This window comes from Streptomyces sp. SID14515, assembly GCF_010548505.1.
Classification (GTDB): Bacteria; Actinomycetota; Actinomycetes; order Streptomycetales; family Streptomycetaceae; genus Streptomyces; species Streptomyces caviscabies.
The window spans coordinates 164,192-188,295 of sequence record NZ_JAAGMH010000097.1 but is presented as its reverse complement, the minus strand read 5'-3'; the positions used below and the strand labels follow the sequence as shown (position 1 = coordinate 188,295).

16 protein-coding genes are annotated in these 24,104 nt (G+C 72.9%); 6 read left to right on the top strand and 10 right to left on the bottom strand.

Annotated features, from left to right (window positions below; genetic code table 11):
- Positions 1-97: 97 nt before the first annotated feature.
- The gene (locus G3I54_RS20940; protein WP_164616402.1) at positions 98-592 is read left to right on the top strand and encodes a hypothetical protein; all 495 of its coding nucleotides are present in this window, start codon (positions 98-100) and stop codon (positions 590-592) included.
- Positions 593-630: 38 nt separating this feature from the next.
- Here G3I54_RS20940 and G3I54_RS20935 read toward each other — a convergent pair whose 3' ends face one another.
- The 5 genes from G3I54_RS20935 to G3I54_RS20915 all read right to left on the bottom strand — a co-directional run bounded on the left by G3I54_RS20935 (position 631) and on the right by G3I54_RS20915 (position 4,540).
- A complete protein-coding gene (locus tag G3I54_RS20935; protein WP_164616401.1) occupies positions 631-1,053 on the bottom strand; it encodes a nuclear transport factor 2 family protein in 423 nt (140 codons plus the stop codon).
- Entirely contained in the window at positions 1,041-1,946 is a 906-nt protein-coding gene (locus G3I54_RS20930) for an AfsR/SARP family transcriptional regulator (RefSeq protein WP_164616400.1), read from the bottom strand. Before G3I54_RS20930 ends, G3I54_RS20935 begins: the two co-directional genes overlap by 13 nt.
- Before the next feature lie 329 nt (positions 1,947-2,275).
- A complete protein-coding gene (locus tag G3I54_RS20925) occupies positions 2,276-3,055 on the bottom strand; it encodes an SDR family NAD(P)-dependent oxidoreductase (protein ID WP_164616399.1) in 780 nt (259 codons plus the stop codon).
- Positions 3,056-3,107: 52 nt separating this feature from the next.
- On the bottom strand, positions 3,108-4,073 hold the full coding sequence (locus G3I54_RS20920; RefSeq protein ID WP_164616398.1) for an MBL fold metallo-hydrolase: 966 nt from the start codon (positions 4,071-4,073) through the stop codon (positions 3,108-3,110).
- Positions 4,070-4,540, bottom strand: a complete 471-nt coding sequence (locus G3I54_RS20915) for an SRPBCC family protein (protein WP_164616397.1) — start codon at positions 4,538-4,540, stop codon at positions 4,070-4,072. The genes G3I54_RS20920 and G3I54_RS20915 overlap by 4 nt, the downstream gene beginning before the upstream one ends.
- A gap of 193 nt (positions 4,541-4,733) precedes the next feature.
- Between G3I54_RS20915 and G3I54_RS20910 the strand changes: the two genes are divergently transcribed.
- Both G3I54_RS20910 and G3I54_RS20905 read left to right on the top strand, forming a co-directional pair.
- Complete coding sequence (locus G3I54_RS20910) at positions 4,734-6,002, top strand: beta-ketoacyl-[acyl-carrier-protein] synthase family protein (protein WP_164616396.1); 1,269 nt, start codon at positions 4,734-4,736, stop codon at positions 6,000-6,002.
- Positions 5,999-7,216 carry a beta-ketoacyl synthase N-terminal-like domain-containing protein gene (locus tag G3I54_RS20905; protein WP_164616395.1) on the top strand — a complete coding sequence of 406 codons (1,218 nt, stop codon included), beginning with the start codon at positions 5,999-6,001 and terminating at the stop codon, positions 7,214-7,216. Before G3I54_RS20910 ends, G3I54_RS20905 begins: the two co-directional genes overlap by 4 nt.
- Positions 7,217-7,246: 30 nt before the next feature.
- Here G3I54_RS20905 and G3I54_RS20900 read toward each other — a convergent pair whose 3' ends face one another.
- The 5 genes from G3I54_RS20900 to G3I54_RS20880 all read right to left on the bottom strand — a co-directional run bounded on the left by G3I54_RS20900 (position 7,247) and on the right by G3I54_RS20880 (position 19,953).
- Complete coding sequence (locus G3I54_RS20900; protein WP_164616394.1) at positions 7,247-8,404, bottom strand: acyl-CoA dehydrogenase family protein; 1,158 nt, start codon at positions 8,402-8,404, stop codon at positions 7,247-7,249.
- A 26-nt stretch (positions 8,405-8,430) separates the two neighbouring features.
- Positions 8,431-8,688, bottom strand: a complete 258-nt coding sequence (locus G3I54_RS20895; protein WP_030720928.1) for an acyl carrier protein — start codon at positions 8,686-8,688, stop codon at positions 8,431-8,433.
- A gap of 73 nt (positions 8,689-8,761) precedes the next feature.
- A complete protein-coding gene (locus tag G3I54_RS20890) occupies positions 8,762-9,697 on the bottom strand; it encodes an aromatase/cyclase (protein ID WP_164616393.1) in 936 nt (311 codons plus the stop codon).
- Positions 9,698-9,787: 90 nt separating this feature from the next.
- Positions 9,788-15,940, bottom strand: a complete 6,153-nt coding sequence (locus G3I54_RS20885) for a type I polyketide synthase (protein ID WP_164616392.1) — start codon at positions 15,938-15,940, stop codon at positions 9,788-9,790.
- A gap of 50 nt (positions 15,941-15,990) precedes the next feature.
- Positions 15,991-19,953 carry a type I polyketide synthase gene (locus G3I54_RS20880; RefSeq protein WP_164616391.1) on the bottom strand — a complete coding sequence of 1,321 codons (3,963 nt, stop codon included), beginning with the start codon at positions 19,951-19,953 and terminating at the stop codon, positions 15,991-15,993.
- A 198-nt stretch (positions 19,954-20,151) separates the two neighbouring features.
- On the opposite strand from G3I54_RS20880, the gene G3I54_RS20875 reads away from it, so the two are divergent.
- From G3I54_RS20875 to G3I54_RS20865, 3 genes are read left to right on the top strand one after another with little or no spacing between them, the layout of a single operon-like run.
- Positions 20,152-21,225 (top strand): ketoacyl-ACP synthase III family protein, encoded by a 1,074-nt coding sequence (locus G3I54_RS20875; RefSeq protein WP_164616390.1) that lies wholly within the window; start codon positions 20,152-20,154, stop codon positions 21,223-21,225.
- Positions 21,222-22,781, top strand: coding sequence for an alpha/beta fold hydrolase (locus G3I54_RS20870; protein ID WP_164616389.1), 1,560 nt, complete (start codon positions 21,222-21,224; stop codon positions 22,779-22,781). Before G3I54_RS20875 ends, G3I54_RS20870 begins: the two co-directional genes overlap by 4 nt.
- Positions 22,778-24,025, top strand: coding sequence for an NAD(P)/FAD-dependent oxidoreductase (locus G3I54_RS20865; RefSeq protein ID WP_164616388.1), 1,248 nt, complete (start codon positions 22,778-22,780; stop codon positions 24,023-24,025). Before G3I54_RS20870 ends, G3I54_RS20865 begins: the two co-directional genes overlap by 4 nt.
- Positions 24,026-24,104 lie beyond the last annotated feature (79 nt).

Below are 24,104 nucleotides of genomic sequence, written 5' to 3'. Positions count from 1 at the left end.
CGCGCGGTGACCGGAGCGCCCCCCGGCGTCCGGCCCCCGGCGTCCCCACCAGTTGTCGTCGAAGCGGTCCTCAGCCGACCGAAAACGGAGCCAGCAGATGAAACGGATTCTCGGCCCTCTCGCCATCGCCGTCGCCCTCGGCGCCGCCCTGACCACCGCTCCCGCGGCGGCCGCCACCCCGGAGACCGTGGCGGCTCATCAGATCCGGGCGAAGGCCGCCGGCGTGTGGACCGGCACCGTGGCCGTCCCGGACGGAACGGTGGAGGTCACCATGTCCTTCCACCCGAACGGGACCGTCTGCCTGGTGGAGCCGCCGCCCGGCCCCGACGGTGGGGCCGAGGGCAGCGGGACGTGGACACGGACGGGCCCGGCCACGTTCTCCTTCCGGGTCACGGAACGCTTCTTCGACGGTTCGGGAGCGACCGTCGCTTCGCTGCGTGCCACGCACCGGGCGACCCTGCAGGGAGCGAACGCCTTCACCACGGTGGGCAAGGCCTCGTACTACGACCCGGCCGGCAACGTCCTGGCCACGTTCGCCACCAGCAGCTCGATGCAGCGGACCCAGCAGGCGCCGACGCCGAGCTGCCCCTGACTCCAGGGCCTGCCGGCCGGATCCACCGGCAGGCCCGCTCAGCCCTCGGCGGGCTCGTCGCGGACGAGCGACCGTGACTTGACCAGCAGTTCGCCGCCCTCCCGCACCAGGACGTCGCTGACCGCGTAGCTCGACTCGAACCGGGTGACCCCCTCGGCCCCGGTGAGGGTGACGAGCGATCCGTAGGAGACGGCGATGCTGCCGTCCTCGGCGCGGTCCATCAGGTAGTGGTCGTTCCAGTGCCGGACCACGACGGTCCGGTACCTCGGCAGCGCCTGTTCGGCGTGGGCGAGCATCGCCGCTCTGCCGTCGAGCGACTGCCCCCGGTGGACGTGGTGGGTCACACCGTCCTCGGTGAACGTCTTCACGTAGGCCTTGACGTCCTGCGCGTCCAGCAGGCTCATCTGATGTGCGTAGAACCGGAGGATGTCGACGTACTGGTCCGTGCTTACCGCTGCCATGCGGCGCCCCCATTCGTCGTGGAGAGAAGCCTTCGGGTGTCTGATCGGTCGGCCGGTCGGCCGATGTTCCGGGTGTCCCACGCCTCTGCGTTCAACGTCGGCGAGTCAGGCCGCAGTTGGACTTCCAGGTCGAGGGCGGAGCGGAGCACGGCCCGCTGCAGTTTCTGCAGCCGGATGGACGGCTCCACGCCGAGTTCCCTGCTCAGGGTGTCGCGCAGGGTCCGGAACGACTGGAGAGCCTGCGACTGCCGGCCTGCCCGGTACAGGGAGACCATGTAGTGCGCACAGAGGTTCTCGTGCATCGGGTGCTGGGCGGTCAGCACGGTGAGTTCACTGAGAACCGCGTGGTGTCGGCCGAGCCGGATGTCGGCGCCGATCCGGCTCTCCAGCACGTTGAGCCGGCTCTCCTCCAGCCGGGCGACCTCTATGCTCAGCGGCATCCCGATCCGTACGTCGGCCAGCGCGCGGCCCCGCCATTCGGCCAGTGCCCTGCCCAGGTACTGGGACACGGCCTCGTCGTCGGACTGCTCGATCGCCCGGTTGCCGGCCTCGACGAAGCGCTCGTAGACGCGGACGTCCACGCTCTCCGGGTCGATGTCGAGGAGGTAGCCGTCGAAGCGGGTGACGAGGATTCCCTTGGCCCGACCGCGGTTCTCGGCCGTGAGCGCTGAGTCGATCAGCTTGCGCAACTGCAGAATGTACGTCTGCAGCGTTGTACGTACGCTCATCGGTGGGTGGTCTCCCCACAGTTCCTCGATGAGCGTGGGCACCGATACGATACGACCCGCATTCAGGGCCAGCAGCGCCAGGACTTGACGTGGTTTCGCCGCAGTCGGAGTGACCGACTGCTCGTTGAGGTTGGCGTCCAGTTCCCCTAGTAAACGTATGCTCACGAGTCCCCCTATGGAGCGCAATGACCACCAGTGCAATCCCAGGACGTGCAAAGAATCCTTAAAGCAGGAGTCTTGGTCGAGACTTTTTTCACGCCGAAATATTAGCGCTTCTGCTTAACCGGACTATCCAGCCTTCGATCTTCCCCACCGTAAGAATCCGGCAGTCGGCCAGTCAAGCCCCTCACCTCTGGCCGCATCGTTGTCCGGAGCGCTTGAGTCTGCCTGGAACCGGCGCAAAACAGAAGCCCCACACGGCCGACGAGGCCACAGCACAAAGCTGTGACCACGTCCTTCGCCCCGAAAATGACATCGCGCCAGGCAGATGACACCTAGTAGTTGCCCAGGCCGCCGCAGACGTTGAGGGCCTGAGCGGTGATCGATGCCGCCGCGTCACTGGTCAGGTAACCGACAAGTCCAGCCACCTCCTCGGGCGTCGAGTAGCGCCCCAGTGGGATTTTACTGTTGAACCTTTCGAGCACCTGGCCCTCGGTAATGCCCCAATAATCCGCGTACCCCTGCCTGACGCGAACGGCCATCGGCGTCTCCACATAGCCGGGGCAGACGGCATTCACGGTGATGCCGCTGGTCGCCAGTTCGAAGCCGACCGACTTGGTGAAGCCGATAATTCCGTGCTTGGACGCCGTGTACGGTGCCGCCAGCATGACACCCTGCTTGCCCGCGGTCGAGGCGATGTTGATGACGCGCCCCCACCCGGCGTCGGCCATACCGCCATTGGCCAGCACCTCCCTCGTGACCCGGAAAACGCTGTTGAGATTGGTGTCCATCACATCGAGCCAGAGCGACTCGTCGAGCTTCGCCGTCTCTCCACCGCCCCCGCGCCCGGCGTTGTTCACCAGAATGTCGATGCGGCCGAAGCGGTCCACCGCCGTGCGCACGGCGGCCTGTACCTGCTCGGTGGAGGTGACGTCGCAGGAGACACCGTCGGCGCGGTGGCCGGCGGCACGCAGTTCGTCCACGGTGGCGGTGACGTTCTTCTCGTCGCGCGCGCAGCCGAACACGGTGACGCCCTGCTGCGCGAGGGTCCGCGCGGTGGCCAGGCCGATTCCACTGCTGACACCGGTGATGAAGGCGATTTTCGGGCTCGTCATGGTAGTTCTCCCTGGGAAATACGGACGGGAAGCGGAGAGGGGGCGGCGGGGATCAGGCCGCGCTGAAGGGCAGGCCGCCGTGGAACTCGACCATGTCCCGGAATCCGGCGGCCACATCGATCCGGTCCCCCGGGGGCAGGCCCTCCAGTTCGGCGTAGGCGCGGTGCAGATTGCCCGCGAGCCGCTCGGGGTCGACGAGGGCCGCGAACGGGCCGGGGTCGGCCTCCCGGGCCGCCCGCAGTGGGGACAGGCCCGCGCGCAGTCCGTCCTCGGCGACCCCGCGGAGCCAGCGGACGTAGGCCTCGGTCGCGTCCAGCGCGTCGGTGCCCGCCACCGCGCCGTGGCCCGGGACCACGATCCGCGGCCCGAGGGCGCGCAGCCGCTCGACCGCCGCGAGCGACCCTTCGACCGAGCCCATCAGGAGGAACGGGGTGACGCCCGACCAGATCACGTCCCCGGTGAACAGCACCCCGCGCTCCGGCACCCAGGCGACGACGTCGGTGGGCGTGTGCGCCGGGCCGATCTCCAGCAGTTCGACGGTGAGTCCGCCCAGGCGCAGGGTCATGGCGTCCCGGAAGGTGACGTCGGGCAGGGTGAGCCGGGGCTCGCCCCAGTCGACGCCCGGCCACAGGTGGCAGAGTCCGAGGCCCGCCTCCTCGATGTCGGACCGGGTCTGCTCGTGGCTGATCACCGCCGCGCGGGGAACGAAGTGCTCGTTGCCGAAGACGTGGTCGCCGTGGAAGTGGGTGTTGACCACGAAGTCGGGCCCTCCCGGCACCACCCGCCGTGTCTCCTCCCGCAGGTGCAGGGCCCGCGCCCGGGTCGCGACGGTGTCGACCAGCAGGGACCGGTCCTCCCCGGCGACGAGCCCGGCGTTGTTGAGGCACCACCCGCCCGGAAGCTGCTCGTAGACCTGCACGCCCTCGGCGATCTCCCGCAGCCGCGGGAAGGGCGCGTGCACCGGGTCGGGGGCCGGTGCGGCCAGGCCGCTCCCGGCCGGCCGGCCGGGAGCGCTCATCGCACGGCCCGCGCGAACAGCTCCAGGGTCTCCCCCGGGCTCGGGCCGTCCAGCGCCTGGAAGATCCGCCGGCCGTCCGCACCGTGCTTGTCCAGGCGGACATGCGCCAGTTCCACCCGGGTGGAACCGTCCTCCAGCGGGGTGAAGACGACCTCGATCTCGCTGGCGCGCTCGTCGTCCGGGATCGACTGCCAGCGGCCGTCGATCCGCCAGGTCAGCCGCAGCCGCCGCGGCGGGTCCCATTCCAGGACCTTGCCCCAGTCGATCTCGTTGCCCTCGGCGTCCCACTCGTAGTAGCGGCCGTCGACCTTCGGGTCCATGGCCAGACCGACGCGCGGCGTGCGCAGCAGCACGTGCGACGGCGGCCACCAGTCGGCCATCCGTTCGGTGAACGTCTCGAAGCAGCGCTCCGGGGACGCCGCGACGACCACCGTCTTCCTGACATCCGGGATCAGCTGATCTCCCATGGTTCCTCCCACACGATTGCCGGGTTTCGGCCACCCTCGTCCGGCGGGCTCGACCCCGCGCGGAGCACCGCTCGACCTCCCCGGACGGCCCCCGGGTCTCCAACGCGCCTGGATCGCGAGTCAAGGAGCGGCCCGCACTCTGCGAGCCAGGCCGGACCCCTACCCGGCCGGTCATCCGTCACGGAGGGAACACATGGCCCGCAGGGCAGTCATCACCGGCATCGGCGTCGTCGCGCCGAGCGGAATCGGGAGGGAGCCGTTCTGGCAGCTCCTGACCAGCGGCAGAACCGCGACCAGGACCATCACCCAGTTCGACGCGAGCGAGCACCGGTGCCGGGTCGCCGCCGAGTGCGACTTCGACCCGCTCGCGCTGGGACTGACCCGCCAGCAGGCCCGGCGCACTGACCGGGTGTCGCAACTGGCCATGGTGGCGGCCGGGGAGGCCCTCGCGGACAGCGGTCTGGAACTCGACGGCGAGCTCGCCGAGCGCACCGGGGTGGCCATCGGCAGCGCCGTCGGCGGCACCACGACGATGGAGCGGGAGTACGCCGTGCTGTCGAACGGCGGCAAGGACTGGGTCGTCGACCCCTCGTTCGCCCCGCCCCATCTGTACGACTATTTCCTGCCGAGCTCGATCGCCTCGGAAGTCGCCCTGACGACCGGGGCGTTGGGACCTGCGGCGGTGATCTCCACGGGCTGCACCTCGGGCATCGACTCCGTGGGGTACGCGGCCGAGCTGGTCCGGGACGGCACCGCGGATGTCATGATCACCGGTGCCACCGACGCACCGATCTCCCCCATCACCCTGACGTGCTTCGACGTCATCAAGGCCACCTCCGCCCGCAACGACGACCCGGCGACCGCCTGCCGGCCGTTCGACCGGACCAGGACCGGGCTGATCCTCGGCGAGGGCTCGGCCGTGCTGGTGCTGGAGGAGTACGAGCACGCGCGGCGGCGCGGCGCCACGATCTACGCGGAGGTGGCCGGCTACGCGTCCCGATGCAACGCCTTCCACATGACCGGGCTCAAGGCGGACGGCAAGGAGATGTCCGAGGCGATCGACCTGGCCCTGGGCGACGCGAGGCTCGACCCGACCGCCATCGACTACGTCAACGCCCACGGCTCGGGCACCAAGCAGAACGACCGGCACGAGACGGCCGCGGTCAAGCTCAGCCTCGGGGACCACGCCTACCGCACGCCGATGAGCGGCATCAAGGCGAGCGTCGGCCATTCCCTGGGGGCGATCGGCTCCATCGAGATCGCGGCCTGCGCGTTGTCCATGCGGCACGGCGTGGTCGTCCCCACGGCCAACCTGCACGAGGCCGATCCCGAGTGCGATCTGGACTACGTGCCGAACACCGCCCGCGAGCGCGAGCTCGGCGCGGTCCTCACCGTCGGCAGCGGTTTCGGCGGATTCCAGAGCGCGATGGTACTCAAGAACCTGGAGCGGAGCGCCTCATGAATCAGGATGTCGTCGTCACCGGCGTCGATGTGATCGCGCCCAACGGGGCCGGACTCGACGCCTATTGGGAAGCGACCCTCAAGGGCGTGTCGGCGATCCGGCCGATCGGCCGGTTCGACGCCGAGGGCTATCCCGTACGGCTGGCCGCCGAGATACCCGCGTTCGACGCGGAGTTCACCTTCCCGAAGAAGCTGACGCCGCAGACGGACCGGCTGACGCGGCTCGCCCTGATCTGCGCCGAGGGCGCCCTGTCCGACGCCGGGGTCGATCCCGCCGAACTGCCCGAGTACGCGGTCGGCGTGGCCGTCTCCAGCTCCACGGGCGGCCTGGAGTTCGGCCAGCAGCAGCTTCAGCAACTGTGGGGAACCGGCTGGGAGTCGGTCAGCCCGTACATGTCGTTCGCCTGGTACTACGCGGTCAACACCGGCCAGATCTCCATCAGGAGCGGCATGCGGGGGCCGGGCGGGGTCGTGGTCTCGGAGCAGGCCGGCGGCCTGGACTCGATGGCCTTCGCCCGCAGACGGGTCCGCAAGGGGACGCAGGTGATGACGACCGGCGGCTTCGACAGCCTGCTGTGCCCGTACGGGATCTCCACCGTTTCGGCGGCGCCCGGGGTCAGCGGCAGCAACGACCCGGACCGGGCTTATCTGCCCTTCCGCGCGGACTCCACCGGCTTCGTGCCGGGCGAGGGCGGCGCGGTGCTGGTCCTGGAGCCCCGCACGGCCGCCGAGGAGCGCGGTGCGGAGACGGTGTACGGGGTGGTGGCCGGGCATGGGGCCGCGTTCGACCCGGATATGACCGGGTCCGGGGGCGACGGTCTGCTGCGGGCGGCCCGAGCGGCGCTCTCGGACGCCGGGCTCACCCCTGACGACGTCGACGTGGTGTTCGCCGACGCGTCCGGCAGCGTTCCGCTCGACCGGGCCGAGGCGGCGGCGATCGAGCGGCTGTTCGGGGCGCGGCGGGTGCCGGTCAGCGCACCCAAGTCGCTGGTGGGCCGGCTGATATCCGGCGGTTCCGCCCTCGATGTCGTCACCGCGCTGCTGAGCCTGCGTGACGGGGTCGTACCGGCGGTGCCCGGCACGGTGCGCGATCTCGTCGACCCCAGGATCGACCTGGTCGTCGGGGAGCCGCGCACCGCGAGCCTGCGTTGTGCGCTGGTGCTGGCCCGGGGGCACGGCGGTTTCGCCTCGGCGATGGTCCTCACCGCTCCGTGAGCCGGAGGCGGCGCGGCCGTCCCGTACCGGTCAGCGCCGCTTGCCCGCCGGCACCACGAAACGCGTGTACAGCAGATCGCGGACGACGTCGTCGCCGCCCTCCACCAGACCGACGTACCGCAGGTCGCGCACCAGCTTCTCGACCGGGTGGTCGTGGGTGTAGCCGAGACCGCCGAACATCTCGGACCCCGTGGTGGCCACCTGCCAGCCGGCCTGGCCGCAGTACATCTTCGCGGCCAGCGCCGAGCGCAGCGTGCCGGTCCGGTACAGGGCGGAGGCCGGTTCGGCGCCCGACAGGTACCGGTCGAACTCCGCCGCGGCCGCCCGGCACTGGTGGCGCATCACGTCGATGAGCATCTCGATCTGGCCGAGCTTCCCGGCGAACACGGCGTTGTCCGCCAGCCGGGCGCCCTTGACCTGCTTCACCGCCGCGTACTCCATACAGAGATCGCGGACCCGGCGGGACACCCCGATCGCGGTGGAGGCGATCAGGATCCTGCTGGCGTTGAGCCCCATCTCCAGATTGCGCAGCCCGTTGCCGCGCAGGGTGTGCGCGGCGGGCACCGAACAGTCCTGGAGCCGGACCCGGTAGGTGGCGGAGCCCCGCATGCCGACCATGTCCCAGCGCTTGACGATCTCCACCCCTGGGGTGTCGCGCGGGACCAGCAGCACCCGGAAGTCGGCCGCGTCCTCGGCGTCCCGGGCCACCACCAGCAGCAGCCCGGCCGCGTCCGCGTTGGTGGAGAAGAACTTGTCACCGTCGAGGACCAGCCGGTCGCCGTCGCGCCGGAACGTGGTGGTGATCCGGGCGAGTTCGCTGCCGGCCTCCTCCTCGCTGGCGAGGATCGCGCAGACGCCGCCGTCGCGGGCCAGCCGCTCCAGCGGCTCGCGCACCAGCTCGTCGTCGCCGCAGAGCTGGAGCATGGTGGTGCCGAGGATGGAGAGGAACGACCCGAAGGCGAACCCGGCGTCTCCGTAGGAGAGTTCGGAGACGATGTCGACGCTGTCCACCAGGGGGACCCCCTGCCCCCCGTAGGCGGCGGGGATCCACCAATTGGCGAGACCGGCCTCGTGCAGCCGGGCCGACTCCCGGGTGGGCGCCTCCGGGAGGCTGTCGAGATGGTCCGTCCGGGGCAGGACCTCCGCGTGCACGAAGGTCCGTACCCGCTCCAGCAGACCGTCCGTCATCGCAGCCTCCCGGCCGTCGTCGCCGCTCACGCCGCCTGGGAGAGCTGCTGGTTGAAGACGTCGAGGAAGTCCCTGGGCGTCTCGATCTCCGATATCCCGTCCTCCGGGAGCTTGAGCTTGAAGTGCTGCTCCAGGCTGCTCGTGGTCGCGATGACGGCGAGCGAGTCGAAGCCCAGGTCGGTCAGTCGGGTGTCCAGGATGTCTCCGGAGAGGTCGATCGTCTCGTCCTCCCCCATCGCGCTCTTCAGGAACGTCCTCAGCTCGTCGATCGTCAGTTCGGCCATGGCGGGTCGCCTTTCTCGTCGGGTGTGACTGCGGTCGGTGCGGGAGTGCGGTCGGTGAGTGCCGCGGTGCGGTTCAGCGGGCCTCTACGTACTCCTGGGCCCGGGCCAGCGTCGCCCGGCTGTTCGCGCCCAGGGAGTCGCGTACGGCCTTGCGGGCCGCTTCGAGCGACGCGGGCGGGTTGGGCAGGGCCGCGATGCCCTCGGGGTCGAGGATCACCCGGTGCCGGGAGGTCACCTCGACCACACCGTCGGCGGGCGAGGTGAACAGCCATTCGCCGTTGTGCGCCTGGAGCGCGGGCGGCAGCTTCACCTGTTTGTAGACGATGCGCCGCTGCGGCTCGCAGACCCGGCCCGAGACGGTCGTGTGGACCGAGCCGTCCGGTGAGCGGGTGTCCATCTCCATGTGCTGGAGGCCCTCGACGTCCTCGCGGAGTCCGATGCGCAGCACGTGCGGGATGCGGTCCGGCCAGTGCCGCACGTCGTACAGGAAGTCGTAGGTGTCCTTCAGGGAGCCGCGGATGGTCAGCGAGTCGGAGAAGTCCAGCAGGAGTTCCCGCTCGCTCCCGCCCCGCTCGACCGCCCGGCGCAGGTGCTCCAGTTCGGATGTGCTGTTGTCCTCCACCGCCCTTGCGATACGGGCGAGTTGGGCCGGGTCGTCGCCGGTGGCGCGGTAGAAGTGGTCGAGGACGACCGTACTGGTGCCGTCGCCGTGCTCCGTCACCGACCACGCGCCGCCCATCGCGGCGACCGGGTCGGTGGGAGTGGCCTGCTCGAACTCGACCCGGTGCTCCTCGGGGCGCAGCCGGCGACGGGACTCCCAGGTGCGGATCTCGTCGTTGGCCATGGCCCAGATCCGGATGCGTTCCTCACGGTCGTCCCCCGACACCCGCTCGGCCCGGAGCGTGGGCGGGAAGTACAGCGGCCACAGCCCGACGTCGGACACGACGCGGTACACGGCGTCCGCCCCGGCGGGCACAGTGATCGTGTGGGTCACCTCGGTCTTGCTCATCTCGAACCCTTCCTCCCGGTCCGCGAACGCGGTACGGGGAATCTGGCAGGGCCACGTCGAGCGGCCCTACAGTGGTGATCCAGCGGCCTCTCACGCCTCGCCGAGCGCCTTGATCATGGACTCGACCAGGGCGCGCGGCGTCGGGTTCTTCAGGACCACGTCGGCCGGCAGCCGCAGTCCGGTGGCCGCGTTGAGCCGGTTGCGCAGGTCGACGCTGAGCAGCGAGTCGAAGCCGAGGTCACGGAAGCCCTCGTCCGTCCCGACCGCGGAGGCGTCCCCGTAGCCGAGCACGTCGGCGGCGTGGGAGCGGACGAGCGTCAGGAACGCCTCTTCGGAGGGCTGTTCCGTGGGAAGCGCCCCGGTCTGCCGTGCCGGCTCCGTCTCCCGGGGCCCAGGGGCCGGGAGGTCGCGGCTCCCGGTCGGGGCCGGCGCGTCGTCCGGGCCGGTCAGATCCTCGAACAGGCGGGCGGCCCTGCTGCCCGGCCTGATGCCCGTGAGCGCGGGTCGCAGCGGCACCCGGAGCGATCCCGCCGAGGCGAGCGCCTCGTCCAGCAGCCGCAGCGCGCGGTCCGTGGCGATGGGCGCGATCCCGATGCCCGCCAGGGCGCCGACGGCCCGCTCGGACAGGTGCGAGGTCATCCCGGTCTGCTCCGCCCACAGCCCCCAGGCCACCGAGGTGGCCTCCAGCCCCTGGGCCCGCCGGTGCTGGGCGAGCGCGTCGAGGAAGGTGTTGGCCGCCGTGTAGTTGGCCTGGCCCGGGCTGCCGATCACTCCGGACGCCGAGGAGAACAGGACGAACGCCGACAGGTCGAGATCGCGGGTGAGGTCGTGGAGGTGCCAGGCACCGTGTGCCTTGGGGGCCGTCACCGCGCGGAGCCGGGCGGGTGTGAGCTGGGTGAGCGGCGCGTCGGCGAGCACCCCCGCGGTGTGGAAGACGCTGCCGGGCGGGTTCTCGGCGATCACCTTGGCGAGCGCGGCCCGGTCGGTGACGTCGCAGGCCACCACGGTCGCCTCCGCCCCGGACGCGGCCAGTTCGGCCCGCAGTTCCGTCGCTCCCGGGGTGTCCGGGCCGCGGCGGCTCAGCAACAGCAGCCTGCGGGCGCCGTGCGCGGCGACGAGGTGGCGGGCCACCTGGGCGCCCAGCCCGTCGGTACCGCCGGTGACGAGTACGGGCCGGTTCGGGTCGACGGCGCGCGGCATGGTCAGGACGAGCTTGCCGCGCTGCTTGGCCCGGCTCAGCATCCGCAACGGCGTCCGGCCGTCGTGGACGTCCCAGGTGCGTAGCGGCAGATGAGCCAGGGCGCCGCTCTCGAACAGGGCGATCAGCTCGTCCAGCACCTCGCCGATGCGGTCGGGCGAGATCCCCAGGATGTTGTAGGCCCGGTAGGTGATGCCCGGGTGGTCGGCCTCGGTCCGCCCGATGTCGCGGATGTCGGTCTTCCCCATCTCCGCGAACCGTCCGCCCGGGGCGAGCAGCCCCAGCGAGGCGTCGATCGCTTCCTTGGCGAGGGAGTTGAGGACGACGTCCACGCCGCGTCCACCGGTGACGGCGCGGAAGGCGTCGGCGAAGTCCAGGGTGCGGGAGGAGGCGATGTGATCCTCGGGGACGCCCCAGGCGCGCAGGGTGTCCTGCTTGCCGGCGCTCGCGGTGGCGAACACCTCGCCGCCCAGGTGACGCACCAGTTGAATCGCGGCGAGTCCGACGCCACCGGTGGCGGTGTGGATGAGCACCGACTCGCCGGGGCGCACGTCGGCCACCTCGACCAGGCACTGGTAGGCGGTGATGAACACGATCGGCACGCTCGCGGCCTGGGCGTGGCTCCACCCGGCCGGGAGCGGTTTGACCATACGCTCGTCGGCGACCGCGAGCGGGCCCAGGGAGCGTTCGAAGACGCCGAACACCTGGTCCCCGGGGGCGAACCGGGTGACGTCGACGCCGGTTTCGACGACGACGCCGGAGCCTTCGCTGCCCATGGTCTTCTCACTGGCCACCAGACCGAGGCCGACCGCGATGTCGCGGAAGTTGAGCCCGGCCGCGCGGACCTCGATGCGGACCTCCCGGGGGCCGAGGGGGGCTTCCGCCTCCGGATGGGGCAGCAGGGCGAGGTGGTCGAGGGTCCCCTTGCTGGTCACGTCGAGCCGCCAGGCGCGGTGGCCGTCCGGTTCCCGGAGCGTGCCGCCGGACGGCATCCGCAGCCGGGGGCGGAGCACCACCCCGGCCCGGACCGCCAACTCCGGCTCGCCGATGGCCAGAGCGCGCGGCAGCGCCCGGAGGGACGCCGGGTCGTCGTCGACGTCGATCAGCTGGAAGGCGTCGGGGTGTTCCGCCTGGGCGGACCTGACCAGCCCGGTGATCACCGAGGAGGCCAGGTGGCGCACCGGTTCGCGGTCGACGACGGACTGCGCGCCCCGGGTGAGCACGGCCAGGCGCGCCGAGGAGAACCCGGGGTCCGCCAGCCAGCTCTGCAGCAGGTCGGTCGTCTCCCCGGCGAGCGCGTCCACATCGGCCGGCAGCGTGTCCTCGCTCCCGTCGCCGCCGAGAGCGGCGACGAGGACCGCGGGCGCGGGCCGGGGGACCCCGTCGAGCCCGGGGAAGTCGTGCGCCGCGCCCAGTCCGGGGGTGGCCAGCGCCGCCCAGGCGTCCGGGGCGAGCGCCTCGGGGGTCTCCGGGACCGGGGCCCAGTGCAGGGCGAACCCCGCTCCCTCCTCGTCGAGGCCGCCGGGCGCCGCTTCCTCCGCGAGGGGGCGCATCGTGAGCGAGGCGACGGTGGCGACGGTCCGGCCCCGCGTGTCGGCGCAGTGCACGGTGACCTCGTCGCCCTCGGTGCTGATGCGCACCCGCAGGTCACGGGTGGTGGAAGGCGCGAGGGCGACGTCCCGCCAGGCGAAGGGGACCACCAGTTCGCCGCCGCTCTGGAGGACCGCGGCGTGCAGGGCGGCGTCGAGCAGCGCCGGGTGCACGGTGGCTCCGGAGCCCGCCGCGGTCCCGTCGGGCAGGGTCACCTCGGCGAAGATGTCGGTGCCGCGCACCCACATCCCGCGCAGCCCGGCGAAGGCCGGACCGTAGCCGTAACCGCGCGCGGCCAGCCGAAGGTAGGCGTCGCTCAGGTCGATGCGGGAGGCGTCGGCGGGCGGCCAGGCGACCGAGGGCGCGGTGTCCGCCCGCGGGCTCCCGGGGGCCAGCACGCCGGAGGCGTGGGCCGTCCAGGCCTCCGCGTCGGCGGGGCGGGCGTGGACGGTGAGACGGCGGTGGCCCGCGTCGTCCGCCGGTTCCAGCAGCACGCGGAGTTCGGTCGCGGTGTCCTCGGGGGAGATCAGCGGAACGCCCAGGGTCAGCTCCTGGACCACGGGCAGCCCGGCCGCCCGTCCCGCTTCGGCGAGCAGCGCCAGGAAGGCCGTCGCCGGGACGAGCGCGGTGCCGCGCACCCGGTGGTCGGCGAGCCAGGGGTGTCGCGCCGGGTCGAGACGCGCGGCGAACACCGTCGCTCCCGCCGGCAGTTCGAGTGACCGCAACGTGAAGTCGCCCGTGTCCGGGTCGGCTGCGGAGGCGGGTACGGCTTCCGGGGCACTCGCCCAGTAGCGGGTGCGGTCGAAGGCGTAGGTCGGCAGCACGGCCCGTCGGCCCGGCGGCTGGAGCGGACCGAGGTCCACGGGTACGCCGACGGCCTGGGCGGCGGCGGCCGAGGTGAGGAACTGCCCGGGGCCTCCGCTGCCGCGCCGGACGGTGTCCAGGACCGAGCCGCGCACTCCGGCGGCCTCCAGGATCGCCTGCAGGCCGAAGGTGAGGACCGGGTGCGGGCTGATCTCGACGAACACCCGGTGTCTGCGGTCCACGAGCCGTTGGACGGCCGCCTGGAAGCGCACGGGATTGCGCAGGTTCTCGAACCAGTACGAGGCGTCCATGGCCGAGGCCTCGATCGGCTCGCCGGTCAGCGTCGAATACACCGGCACGGTCCCGGGGCCCGGGGCGATGCCGGCCAGGCCCTCGGCCAGCGGTTCGCGCAGGACGTCCATGGCCTCGGTGTGCGAGGCGTAGTCGACCTCGATGCGCCGGGCGTCGATCCCGCGCGCCTCGCAGGCGGCCAGCAGGTCCTCCAGAGCCTGGACATCGCCCGCCACGACCGTGCTGGAGGGTCCGTTGAGCGCGGCGATCGAGGCCTTCCCGTTCGTGCCGTCCGCCGCGTCCAGCAGTCCCTGGGTCGCTTCCGCGCCGAGCGGCACGGAGACCATTCCGCCGCTGCCCGCAACCGTGTGCAGGGCCTTGCTCCGCAGGGCGACGATCCGGCACGCGTCGTCGAGGGTGAGCACTCCGGCCACGTGCGCCGCGGCGATCTCACCCTGCGAGTGGCCGACGACGGCCGCGGGCCGCACCCCGGCCGCCTCCCACATCCGGGCCAGCGACACCATCACCGCGAACAGCGCGGGCTGGACGACGTCGACGCGGTCCAGGTCCTCGCCGCGCAGCGCGTCGGACAGCCGCCGGTCGACGTACGGCTCCATGGCCCGTTCGCACGCCTCGACGCTGCGGCGGAACGGCTCCGACCGGTCCATCAGCTCCCGGCCCATGCCCCGCCACTGCGACCCCTGGCCGGGGAAGACGAACACCGGTCCGGCGGAGCCCTGCCGGGCCTCACCGCTCAGCACGGTCGGCGATCGGTAGCGGCCGGGCGAGGTGGGCGCGTGGGCCCCCGAGGCCAGCCGGCCGAGTCCGCGGGCGAGGTCAGCGGCGTCGTCGGCGACCACGGCGGCCCGGTGGGCGAAGCGGGTACGGGAGCGGAGCACCCGGGAGACGTCCTCGGGCGCGGTGTCCGGGGCGTCGGTGAGGAATGCGCCGAGGGCCGCCGCCTGGGTGCGCAGGGCGTCGGGGCTCGGGGCGGACAGCTGCCAGACGTGGGGGCCTCCGGCGGGTGCGTCCTCCGCCGGCTCCGGGACGGGGGCCCGGGCGGCCTCCTCCAGGACCACGTGGGCGTTGGTTCCGCTGATGCCGAAGGAGGAGACCCCGGCGCGCCGGGGACCGTCGTCCGTCCGGTTCCAGTCACGGGCCTCGTGCAGCAGGGCGAGACCGCTGCTCGCCCAGTCCACGTGCCGGCTCGGGGTGCCCGTGTGCAGGGTGGCGGGCATGACCCCGGCGCGCATCGCCTGTACGACCTTGATCACGCCGCCCACGCCTGCGGCGGCCTGCGCGTGTCCCAGGTTGGACTTCAGCGAGCCGAGCCACAGCGGGCGCTCCGCGGTACGGCCCGAGCCGTAGGCCGCCGCCAGCGCGCGGGCTTCGATCGGGTCGCCCAGTTCGGTGCCGGTGCCGTGCCCCTCCACCAGGTCGACGGTGTGCGGGTGGAGCCCCGCCCGGTCCAGGGCGAGCGAGATGACCTTCTCCTGGGCGGACTTGCTGGGCGCGGTCAGCCCGTTGCTCGCGCCGTCCTGGTTGGTGGCGCTGCCCCGGATCAGGGCGAGGATCTCGTGGCCGTGGGCGAGGGCGTCCGACTGCCGCTCCAGCAGGAGCAGGCCGGCGCCCTCCGACCAGGCGGTGCCGTTGGCGTCGTCGGAGTAGGAGCGGCAGCGTCCGTCCGGGGACAGTCCGCCCTGGCGGCTGAAGTCGATGAACATGCCGGGGGTCGGCATCACCGCGACCCCGCCGGCCAGCGCGCGGTCGCACTCGCCCTGGCGCAGCGCCTGGACAGCGAGGTGCAGGGCGACCAGCGAGGAGGAGCAGGCGGTGTCGACGGTGAGTGCGGGGCCGCGCAGGCCGTACCAGTAGGCGATGCGGCCCGAGGCGACGCTGGTGGTGCTGCCGGTGATCCGGTAGCCGCCCGCGTCCTCGTTGTCCTCGTGCAGCCGGGGCCCGTACTCCTGGGCCATCGCGCCGACGAATACGCCGGTGTCGCTGCCGGCCAGCGTGTCCTTGTCGAGGCCGGCCCGTTCGAAGGTCTCCCATGCCACTTCGAGGAGCAGCCGCTGCTGCGGGTCCATCCCGGCGGCCTCGCGGGGTGAGATGCCGAAGAACTTGGCGTCGAACAGGTCCGCGTCGTGGACGAACCCACCGTGCCGCGTGCTGGAGCGGCCGTCGGCGTCGGACAGGTCCCAGCCGCGGTTGGCGGGGAACGGGGAGATGGCGTCGCCGCCGGACGCGACGAGCCGCCAGAGGTCCTCCGGGGACCGTACGCCTCCCGGATACCGGCAGCCCATGGACACGATGGCGATCGGTTCCTGGCCCTCGTGGGGAGCAGGTATTTCCTGGGTCATGGTGCTCAAGGCCTTTCGTCGCGTGGAAGGTGGGGCCGGGGCGGGCGGGGCTACAGCGGCGCGTCGCTCCCCAGGGCCTCGATCAGGGCCCCCGGGGTGGGGTGGTCGAACAGCAGGGTGGTGGGCATGGACCGCCCGGTGGCGCGGGTGAGCACCGTGCGCAGGGTGACGGCCATCCGGGAGTCCAGGCCGAGCGCGTTGAAGTTCTCGTGCAGGTCGAGTTCGGTGGCCGGGGGCAGCCCGAGGGTGCTCAGGGTGCTGCTGACGACCAGTTCGTAGGGGTCGCCGGACCACGGCGCGGTGGGTTCGGCGGGCAGCGGCGCGGCGGACGGCACGGTGTCGAGCCAGAACGGCTCGCGCCGGAAGGGGTAGGGCGGCAGGTCGGTGCGGCGGGCGTGCGGGCCGTGGACGGCCTCCGGATCGATCGGAGCGCCGAAGACGTGGGCCGCGGCGGCGGTCCCGGCGACGCCCGCCACCTCGTCCCGGGTGGCCATCGGCGCGCTGAAGAGGGACTCGCCCAGGTCCACGGTCTCCGCCGCCATGTTCACCAGGCCCCGCCCGGGACCGATCTCGACGAAGAACCGGGCGCCGAGGTCGTGCGCGGTGCGCAGCGCGGGCCCGAACCGCACGGTGGCGCGCAGGTGGTGCGGCCAGTGTTCCGGGCGGTCGATCTCCCCGGGGATCACCGGCCGGCCGGTGATCGCCGAGACGATGCGCGGGCCGGTGGGCGGATGCCAGGTGAACCCCTGGGCCAGCGCGAGCAGTTCGTCCTGGATCGGTTCCATCAGCGGGGAGTGCCCGGCGGCGGCGATCCGCAGGCGGCGGGTGCGGCGGCCCAGCTGCTCGAAGTGGGCCGCGGCCGCGAGGGTGGCCTTCTCCTCGCCGGAGAGCACGAGGGACTGCGGGCTGTTGACGGCGGCGACGGAGACCGGTCCGGGCTCGGGGCCGAGCAGGTCACGCGCCTCCTGCTCGGCGGCCTGTACGGCGATCATCGCGCCGCCGGGCGGCAGGGTGCTGATGAGCCGGCTGCGGCGCGCGACGAACAGCGCCGCGTCCTCCAGGGACAGGACGCCCGCCACGTGCGCGGCGGTGATCTCGCCCTGGGAGTGACCGAGCAGCAGGTCCGGCGCCATGCCCCAGGACTCGAACAGCCGGTAGAGGGCGGCCTCCAGGGCGAACAGCGCGGGCTGGGCGTGGTGGCGCCGGTCGGGCAGGTCGTCGCGGCCCCACAGGATGTCGGCGAGGCTCGCGCCGAGGGCCGGCTCCATCGCGGCGCAGGCCGCGTCGAAGGTGCGGGCGAACACCTCGAACTCCTTGTGGAGCCGCCGGCCCATGCCGGGCTGCTGCGACCCCTGCCCGGGGAAGAGGTAGGCGGTGAGACCTTCGCCGCGGGTTCCCTCGACGACGCCGGGGGCGTCGGGGTGCGGGCCGTCGGCGAGCACCCGGAGCCGGGCGACCAGCTCGTCGAGGTCGCTCGCGACGACCGCGCCCCGGTGGTGCAGGAGTGCCCGGGTGGTGACGGAGGAGAGGCCGATGTCGGCCAGGGACACGGGGTCCGCCGCCGGGTCCCGGCGCGCGGGGTCGAGGGCGTCGGCGAAGGCGGCCGCGTGCCGGCGCATCGCCGGGTCGCTGCGGCCGGACACCAGGACGGGCACAGGGGTGGCGGCATCCGCCTGCGGGCTCGCGGGGACGGTCCCGGCGGGGTGTTCACCCAGCACCACATGGCAGTTGGTACCGCCGAGGCCGAACGAGGAGACACCGGCGATGGACGGCTCCGGCCGTCGGGGCCACGTTCCGCGGGCCGCGCACACCCGCAGCCGGTTCGCTTCGAGGTCGATCGCCGGGTTGGGCTCCCGGTAGTTGAGGCTGGCCGGCAGCTCGCCGTGGTGCAGGGCGAGCGCGGTCTTGATGAAGCCCGCGATGCCCGCCGCGCCCTCCAGGTGGCCGATGTTCGTCTTGACCGAGCCGACCCGCAGGGGGAAGTCCGCCGGCCGCCCGGAGCCGTGCACCGCGCCGAGCGCGGACGCCTCGACCGGGTCGCCCAACGCCGTTCCCGTACCGTGCAGTTCGACGTAGGAGACGTCTTCGGGCGCGACGCCCGCGCGCCGGCAGGCGGCGGTGAGCACCGACTGCTGGGCCTCGCCGCTGGGCGCGGTGAGGCCGGTCCGTCCGCCGTCGCTGTTCATGGCGCTGCCCAGCACGGTGCAGTAGATCCGGTCGCCGTCGGCGAGCGCTCGCTCCAGCGGCTTGAGGAGCAGGACGCCGGCCCCCTCGCCCCGGACGATTCCGTCGGCCCGGGAGTCGAACGTGTGGCACCGCCCCCGGGGCGAGAGGGCGCCGAGCGCCTGGACGGCGTCGTCGCCCTCGGCGGCGAGGTTGAGCTGTACCCCTGCGACGAGAGCCGCCGAGCACTCCCCCGCCTCCAGCGAACGCAGCGCTTGGTGGAGGGCGCTGAGCGACGAGGACTGCCCGGTGTCGACGGTCAGGCTGGGGCCGGTGAATCCGAGGAAGTGGGAGAGGCGGTTGGCCAGGAACGCCCGGCCGCTCCCGGTCATCGTGTAGGCGGTGGCGATCCCGGCGGCCCGGCCCATCAGGGAGTAGTCGTCGGCGCAGTTGCCGACGAAGACGCCGACAGGCTCCCGGGACAGGGTGCCGGGGGCGGTCCGGGCGTCCTCCAGGGCGTGCCAGGCCAGTTCGAGGAGCAGCCGCTGCTGGGGGTCCGTCGCGGCGGCCTCCGGCGCGGGCATCTGGAAGAACTCCGCGTCGAAGAGCTCGACACCGTCGAGGTAGCCGCCGTCGCGGCGCCCGGCCCTCCTGCTCCCGGCCGGGCCGATGGCCTCGCTGCCGGAGATCAACAGCCGCCAGAACGCGTCGAGGCCGTCGGCGCCGGGGAACCGGCAGGACATGCCGACCACCGCGACGGGTTCCTGCTGCCGGGGCGTGGGTCGTCGGGTCGGGTTCTGGGACACGGTCTCCTCCTCCGGATGCGGCGGTCGGGCGGGCGGTGTGGGCGTGCGCGCGGTCGCCTCCAGCGGCGCGAACAGCCGCTCCACGGCCGCTGCGGCCTCCCGGCGGTCGGCCTCGTCGCCCCGGCACCGGTCGGGCAGCAGCGGCAGCACGGAGCTGCGTCGGGCGACCACGGACGGCTGTCTGCGGGCCAGGACGCTGAGGCTGTTGCCCGGTCCGGCCTCGACCAGCAGACAGTCGTGGTCGGCCAGCAGCCGGGTGAGCGTGGGGGCGAAATGGACGGTCGCGGCGGCCTGCCCGGCCCAGAAGTACGGGTCCACCGCCTCCCGGTCGGTGAGCGGGCCCCGGGTGTAGGCGGAGTACAGGGGCAGTCGCGGGGGCCGCAGTCCGGTGGCCCGCCAGTCCGGCAGGGAGGCCGTCACCGCCTCGGCGACCAGGGGGCTGTGGAACGCCTGCCGGGCGCGTACCCTGCGGCAGATCAGCCCTCGTTCCTCCAGCGTCCGGGCCGCCTGCGCCAGCGGGGCCTCCGCGCCGGCCAGCAGCAGTTGCCGGGGGGCGTTGACCGCCGCCAGGTGTACATCAGCGTTCAGGAGGTCGGCGACCTCGGCCTCCGAGGCCGCCACGGCGAGCATCCCGCCCGGTGGGGTGTCGGCGAACTGCCGGACGCGGTCGCGCAACAGCCGGATCCCGTCGGTGAAGTCGAGCACTCCGGCCAGGGTGGCGGCCGCGAGTTCGCCGACGCTGTGTCCGATCAGGGCCACCGGGCGCACGCCGCGCTCCAGCAGCATCCGGCCGAGCGCGTGGTTCACCGCGTACAGCAGGGGCTGGGCCACCGACACGTCGTCGTACAGCGGTGAGGGGCGCTCGGCCAGCCACTCGGACCGCAGCGCGGGTCCGGCGTCCTCGTACAGCGTGAAGGCGCGGTCCATCCAGGCGGTGAACGACGCGTCGTGGCCGTAGAGGCCCGCCGCCATCCTGGGGTGCTGGGCGCCCTGTCCGGCGAACATCAGGGCGACGGGCCGGGTGGTCGGGGGCAAGAGCGGCATCCACGTACCTTTCCTGGGATTCGGCCACACGGTGCGTCCCGGCGTTCGAGCCGCGCCTGAGAACGGTTCGAACCGCGGGGGCTCCATCCGGCCTTGAGCCGGTTTTGACGTCGCCGCCACAGACTCCGGGCCCGGGGGCCGTATCCGGCTTCACCCGCCGGCGACGATCCGGCCGAGTGGTGCACGAGGGAGGATCCGGTGAGCGTCACGGACGTGTTCATTTCCGGGGTCGGGCTTCATCTGCCGCCTGCCCTGCCCGTCGCCGAGGTGGCGCGGCAGGGGCTCGCGGACGAGCGGACGATCCGGCGCAGCCGGATGCGTTCGGTGTGCGTCGGTGAGGAGTCGGGGCCCGAGATGGCGGTGCGAGCCGCCCGGGAGGCCCTGCGCTCGGCTGGAGCCGAGCGTGAGGACATCGGCCTGGTCCTGCACGCCAGTACGTACTACCAGGGGCACGACCTCTGGGCGCCCGCCTCCTACGTCCAGCGGGAGGCGGTGGGCGGCTCCTGCCCGGCGATGGACGTCGGGCAGCTCTCCAACGGCGGTATGGCGGCCATGGAGTTGGCGGTCGCCGCGCTGCTGTCCGGCCGGGCTCCGCACAGTGTGCTGATCACCACGGGCGACCGGTTCGCCCTGCCCGGGTTCGACCGCTGGGAGACCGACCCGGGGACGGTGTGCGGGGACGGCGGAACGGCGGCCGTCCTGTCCACCGCCGGCGGCTTCGCCCGCCTGCGCAGCCTGGTGACGGTCTCCGATCCGACGCTGGAGTCGATGGGCCGGGGCGACGACCCGTTCGGTACGACGCCGCTGGGCGTCCGCTCCCCGGTCAGTGTGGCCGGACACCGGGCGCGGCTGGTCGAGCAACTCGGCATGGGCGAGCTCATCGACCGCCTGCAGGTCGGGCAACGTGAGGCTTTCGAGCGGGCGTTGACCGAGGCGGATGTGAAGGCCGACGGCATCGCCTGGTTCGTGCTGCCCCATCTGGGCCGCCCGAAGATGGACTTCCAGTTCTTCGGCGCACTGGACATCGACCCCGACCGGAGCACCTGGTCGTGGGGGTCCGGGGTGGGGCACCTGGGTGCGGGCGATCCCTTCGGGGGCCTGGCCCATCTGGTGCGGACCGGCGCCCTGGCCCCCGGACAGTTCTGCGCCCTCGTCAGCGCCGGCGGAGGTTTCGCCTGGTCGGTGGCGGTCCTGGAGATCGTCGGCCTCCCGACGGCCGGGACGCCCTCCCCTTCTGCCCCTGCGACAAGGAAGTCGAGCGCATCGTCATGACAACCCGTGAAACCCCGCGCGACACCGGGCCCGACCCGAGCGCGAACGCCCCGGGCGCGAACGCGCTGACGGCGTTCCACCAGCAGCGGCCCCGGTGGGCCCCGGCGCCTCCCGGCGGCGGTGCCGCCTCCGCCTGGCTTCCGGCGGCCGCACCGACCCACGCACCCGTCGAGCACGCGGTGGTGGAGGTGCCGATGGACTACACGGACCCCGCGGGCCGCAGGCTCTCGATCGCCGTCAGCCGGCTCCGGGCCAAGGACCCGGAGCGGCGTCGCGGCATCCTGCTGCTGGTCAACGGAGGGCCCGGGGGCTACTTCGGGCTCGGCCGGGGCTTTCCCGCCGCGCTGGCGCACACCGGGCTCACCGAGGTCTACGACCTGATCGGCTTCGACCCGCGCGGCACCGGGGACTCCACGCCCCTGCGCGGCGAGATCACCCCGACGGCCGCGCCGTTCGACTCACGCCCCCCGGACTCCGCCTTCGCGGTGATCTCCGAGGACTTCCGCATCCGCGAGGAAGGCAACCTGCGGGCGGGCGGCGAGCTGCGTCCGCACGTCAACACGCCCAACACCGCCCGGGACATGGACGTGATCCGCGCGGTGCTCGGCGAGGACAGCCTCAACTACCTGGGCTACACCTACGGCACCTACCTCGGCGCGGTCTACGGAGCGCTGTTCCCCGACCGGCTGGACCGCAGCGTCCTGGACTCCTGTGTGCATCCCGACTGGTCCTGGCGCGAGCAGGCCATGGCCCAGGGGCGCGCCAACCGGGACAACGTGGAGGCCTGGGCCGCCTGGACCGCGCGGCGCGCGGGCCACTTCGGGCTCGGTACCACCGGCGAGCAGGTGCTCGCCGCGGTCGAGGCGGCCGCCGCCGCGATCACCACCACCCCGGGCGCCGTCCCGCTGCGCTCGCTGTTCGACGGGGCGATGGGGTCCCGCTCGGCCGACCGCTCGAAGTGGCGGGAGCTGGCGGACCTGGTGGCCGACGTCCGGACGGGCGGCGCCGAGGCGGCCGGGAAGTGGCTCGCGAACGAGAAGGTGTGGCCGCCGAGCGAGACCGAGGGCGAGACCCGGTGCGGGGTGCTCGACGCGGTGACGGTCGAGAAGGACTGGCCGGCGGACCTGGAGGTCTACTACGCGGACATGCGCCGCTTCCGGGAACACTTCCCGTACGGCTACGGCGTGATGCGCGCCCAGACCTGGGTGGGGGCGTTCCGTACGTTCACCCCGCCGGAGCGGCCCGTGGAACTGTCCGCCCGCGGCTACCCGGCCGGGCTGGTCGTGCACGCCGAGGGCGACCCGACCGACCACTACGAGGGCGGGGCCGCGATGGCCGCCCGGCTCGGGCACCGGCTGATCACGGTCGCCGACTCGGGCCAGCACGAGATCTACGGCTTCGCCGGCAATCCGGACGTGGACCGGCTCGTCGAGGGCTACCTGGTCGACGGCGTCCTGCCCGAGGACACGTCCTGCCCGAGCACCGTGAGCCGCCCGGACGTTCCGGCGGACGGCGGCACCGGCTCCACCCTCCGTGAACAGAGGAAGGAATCATGACTCGCGTGCTCGTCATCGGCGGCGGGATCGCCGGGGCCGTCTGCGCCATCGCCCTCCAGAAGGCGGGCTTCGAGCCCACCCTCTACGAGGCCTTCGACCGCACCGCCGACGGCATCGGCAACTTCGTCAACATCGGCCCGAACGGCATCGACGCCCTGGACAGCATCGGCCTGGGCCATCTGGTCCGGGACAAGGGCTTCGACACGCCCGCCATCGCGTTCTACAGCGACACCGGCCGGGCGCTGACCGGCGACGTCGCCACCGACCGGCTGGCGGACCGGGGCCAGATCATCCAGACGATCCGCCGCTCCGACCTCTACGTCGGGCTGCGGGACGAGGCGGCGCGGCGCGGGATCCCGATCGAGTTCGGCAAGCGGATCGTCGACGCGAGCGTCGACGGCGACCGGGTGCGGGCGGTCTTCGAGGACGGGACGCACGCCGAGGCCGATCTTCTGGTGGGGGCGGACGGTCTGCGCTCGCAGGTCCGCCGGATCATCGACCCCGCGGCTCCCTCGCCGCGCTATCTGGGGGTGCTCAACGCCTTCGGCCGCGCCGAGGGACTCCAGTTGGAGGGCCCGCCGGGGGTCATCCGGATGTTCTTCGGCAAGCGGAGCTTCTTCAGCTACACCAAGCACCCCGACGGCAGCCTCTGGTGGTTCGCCAACCCGCCGCGCGCCGAGGAGCCGGACCAGGAGCTGCTGCGGCTCAGGGCGGCGACCTGGCGCGGGGACCTGCTGCGCCTGTTCGAGGGCGACCGCACTCCGGCGGCCGCCATCATCGGGGCGACCCGGGACCTCGCACCGCCGTCCCCGACGTACGACCTGCCGCCGGTGCCCCGCTGGCACCGCGACCGGATGATCGTGATCGGCGACGCGGCGCACGCGGTGTCCCCCACGGCGGGCCAGGGCTGCGCGGTGGCCATGGAGGACGCGGTCGTGCTGGCCAAGTGCCTGCGCGACGCGCCCTCGCCCGAGCGGGGTTTCGTCAGCTACGAGGCGGCGAGGCGCAAGCGCGTCGAGGACATCGTCGCGCAGGGGAAGTACAACAACGAGGGCAATATCCGGCGCGGCCCGGCGGGCCGTCTGCTGCGCAACTTCTTCATCTCCAGAGCCTTTCGCGGGACCGGGGGCAAGGGCGACCCCACCTGGATGATGAGCCATCACATCGACTGGGACGCCAAGGAGCCGACCGTGGACGGGGTCGCCGCCACCGGGCCCGGATCGGGGCTGCGCACCCAGGGATGACCGGACGCCCCGGACGCCCCGGGGCCTCCGGCCGTGACCGCCCCCGCGCCCCGAGAAGGGCCGGACAGCCAAGGAGATC

Bases quoted from the DNA above. Each gene is read 5' to 3' on its own strand.
- G3I54_RS20865 (WP_164616388.1), top strand. From the start codon at position 22,778: ATGACTCGCGTGCTCGTCATCGGCGGCGGGATCGCCGGGGCCGTCTGC.
- G3I54_RS20870 (WP_164616389.1), top strand. From the start codon at position 21,222: ATGACAACCCGTGAAACCCCGCGCGACACCGGGCCCGACCCGAGCGCG.
- G3I54_RS20940 (WP_164616402.1), top strand. From the start codon at position 98: ATGAAACGGATTCTCGGCCCTCTCGCCATCGCCGTCGCCCTCGGCGCC.
- G3I54_RS20915 (WP_164616397.1), bottom strand. From the start codon at position 4,540: ATGGGAGATCAGCTGATCCCGGATGTCAGGAAGACGGTGGTCGTCGCG.
- G3I54_RS20880 (WP_164616391.1), bottom strand. From the start codon at position 19,953: ATGCCGCTCTTGCCCCCGACCACCCGGCCCGTCGCCCTGATGTTCGCC.
- G3I54_RS20900 (WP_164616394.1), bottom strand. From the start codon at position 8,404: ATGACGGACGGTCTGCTGGAGCGGGTACGGACCTTCGTGCACGCGGAG.
- G3I54_RS20925 (WP_164616399.1), bottom strand. From the start codon at position 3,055: ATGACGAGCCCGAAAATCGCCTTCATCACCGGTGTCAGCAGTGGAATC.
- G3I54_RS20910 (WP_164616396.1), top strand. From the start codon at position 4,734: ATGGCCCGCAGGGCAGTCATCACCGGCATCGGCGTCGTCGCGCCGAGC.
- G3I54_RS20920 (WP_164616398.1), bottom strand. From the start codon at position 4,073: ATGAGCGCTCCCGGCCGGCCGGCCGGGAGCGGCCTGGCCGCACCGGCC.
- G3I54_RS20905 (WP_164616395.1), top strand. From the start codon at position 5,999: ATGAATCAGGATGTCGTCGTCACCGGCGTCGATGTGATCGCGCCCAAC.
- G3I54_RS20895 (WP_030720928.1), bottom strand. From the start codon at position 8,688: ATGGCCGAACTGACGATCGACGAGCTGAGGACGTTCCTGAAGAGCGCG.
- G3I54_RS20885 (WP_164616392.1), bottom strand. From the start codon at position 15,940: ATGACCCAGGAAATACCTGCTCCCCACGAGGGCCAGGAACCGATCGCC.
- G3I54_RS20890 (WP_164616393.1), bottom strand. From the start codon at position 9,697: ATGAGCAAGACCGAGGTGACCCACACGATCACTGTGCCCGCCGGGGCG.
- G3I54_RS20935 (WP_164616401.1), bottom strand. From the start codon at position 1,053: ATGGCAGCGGTAAGCACGGACCAGTACGTCGACATCCTCCGGTTCTAC.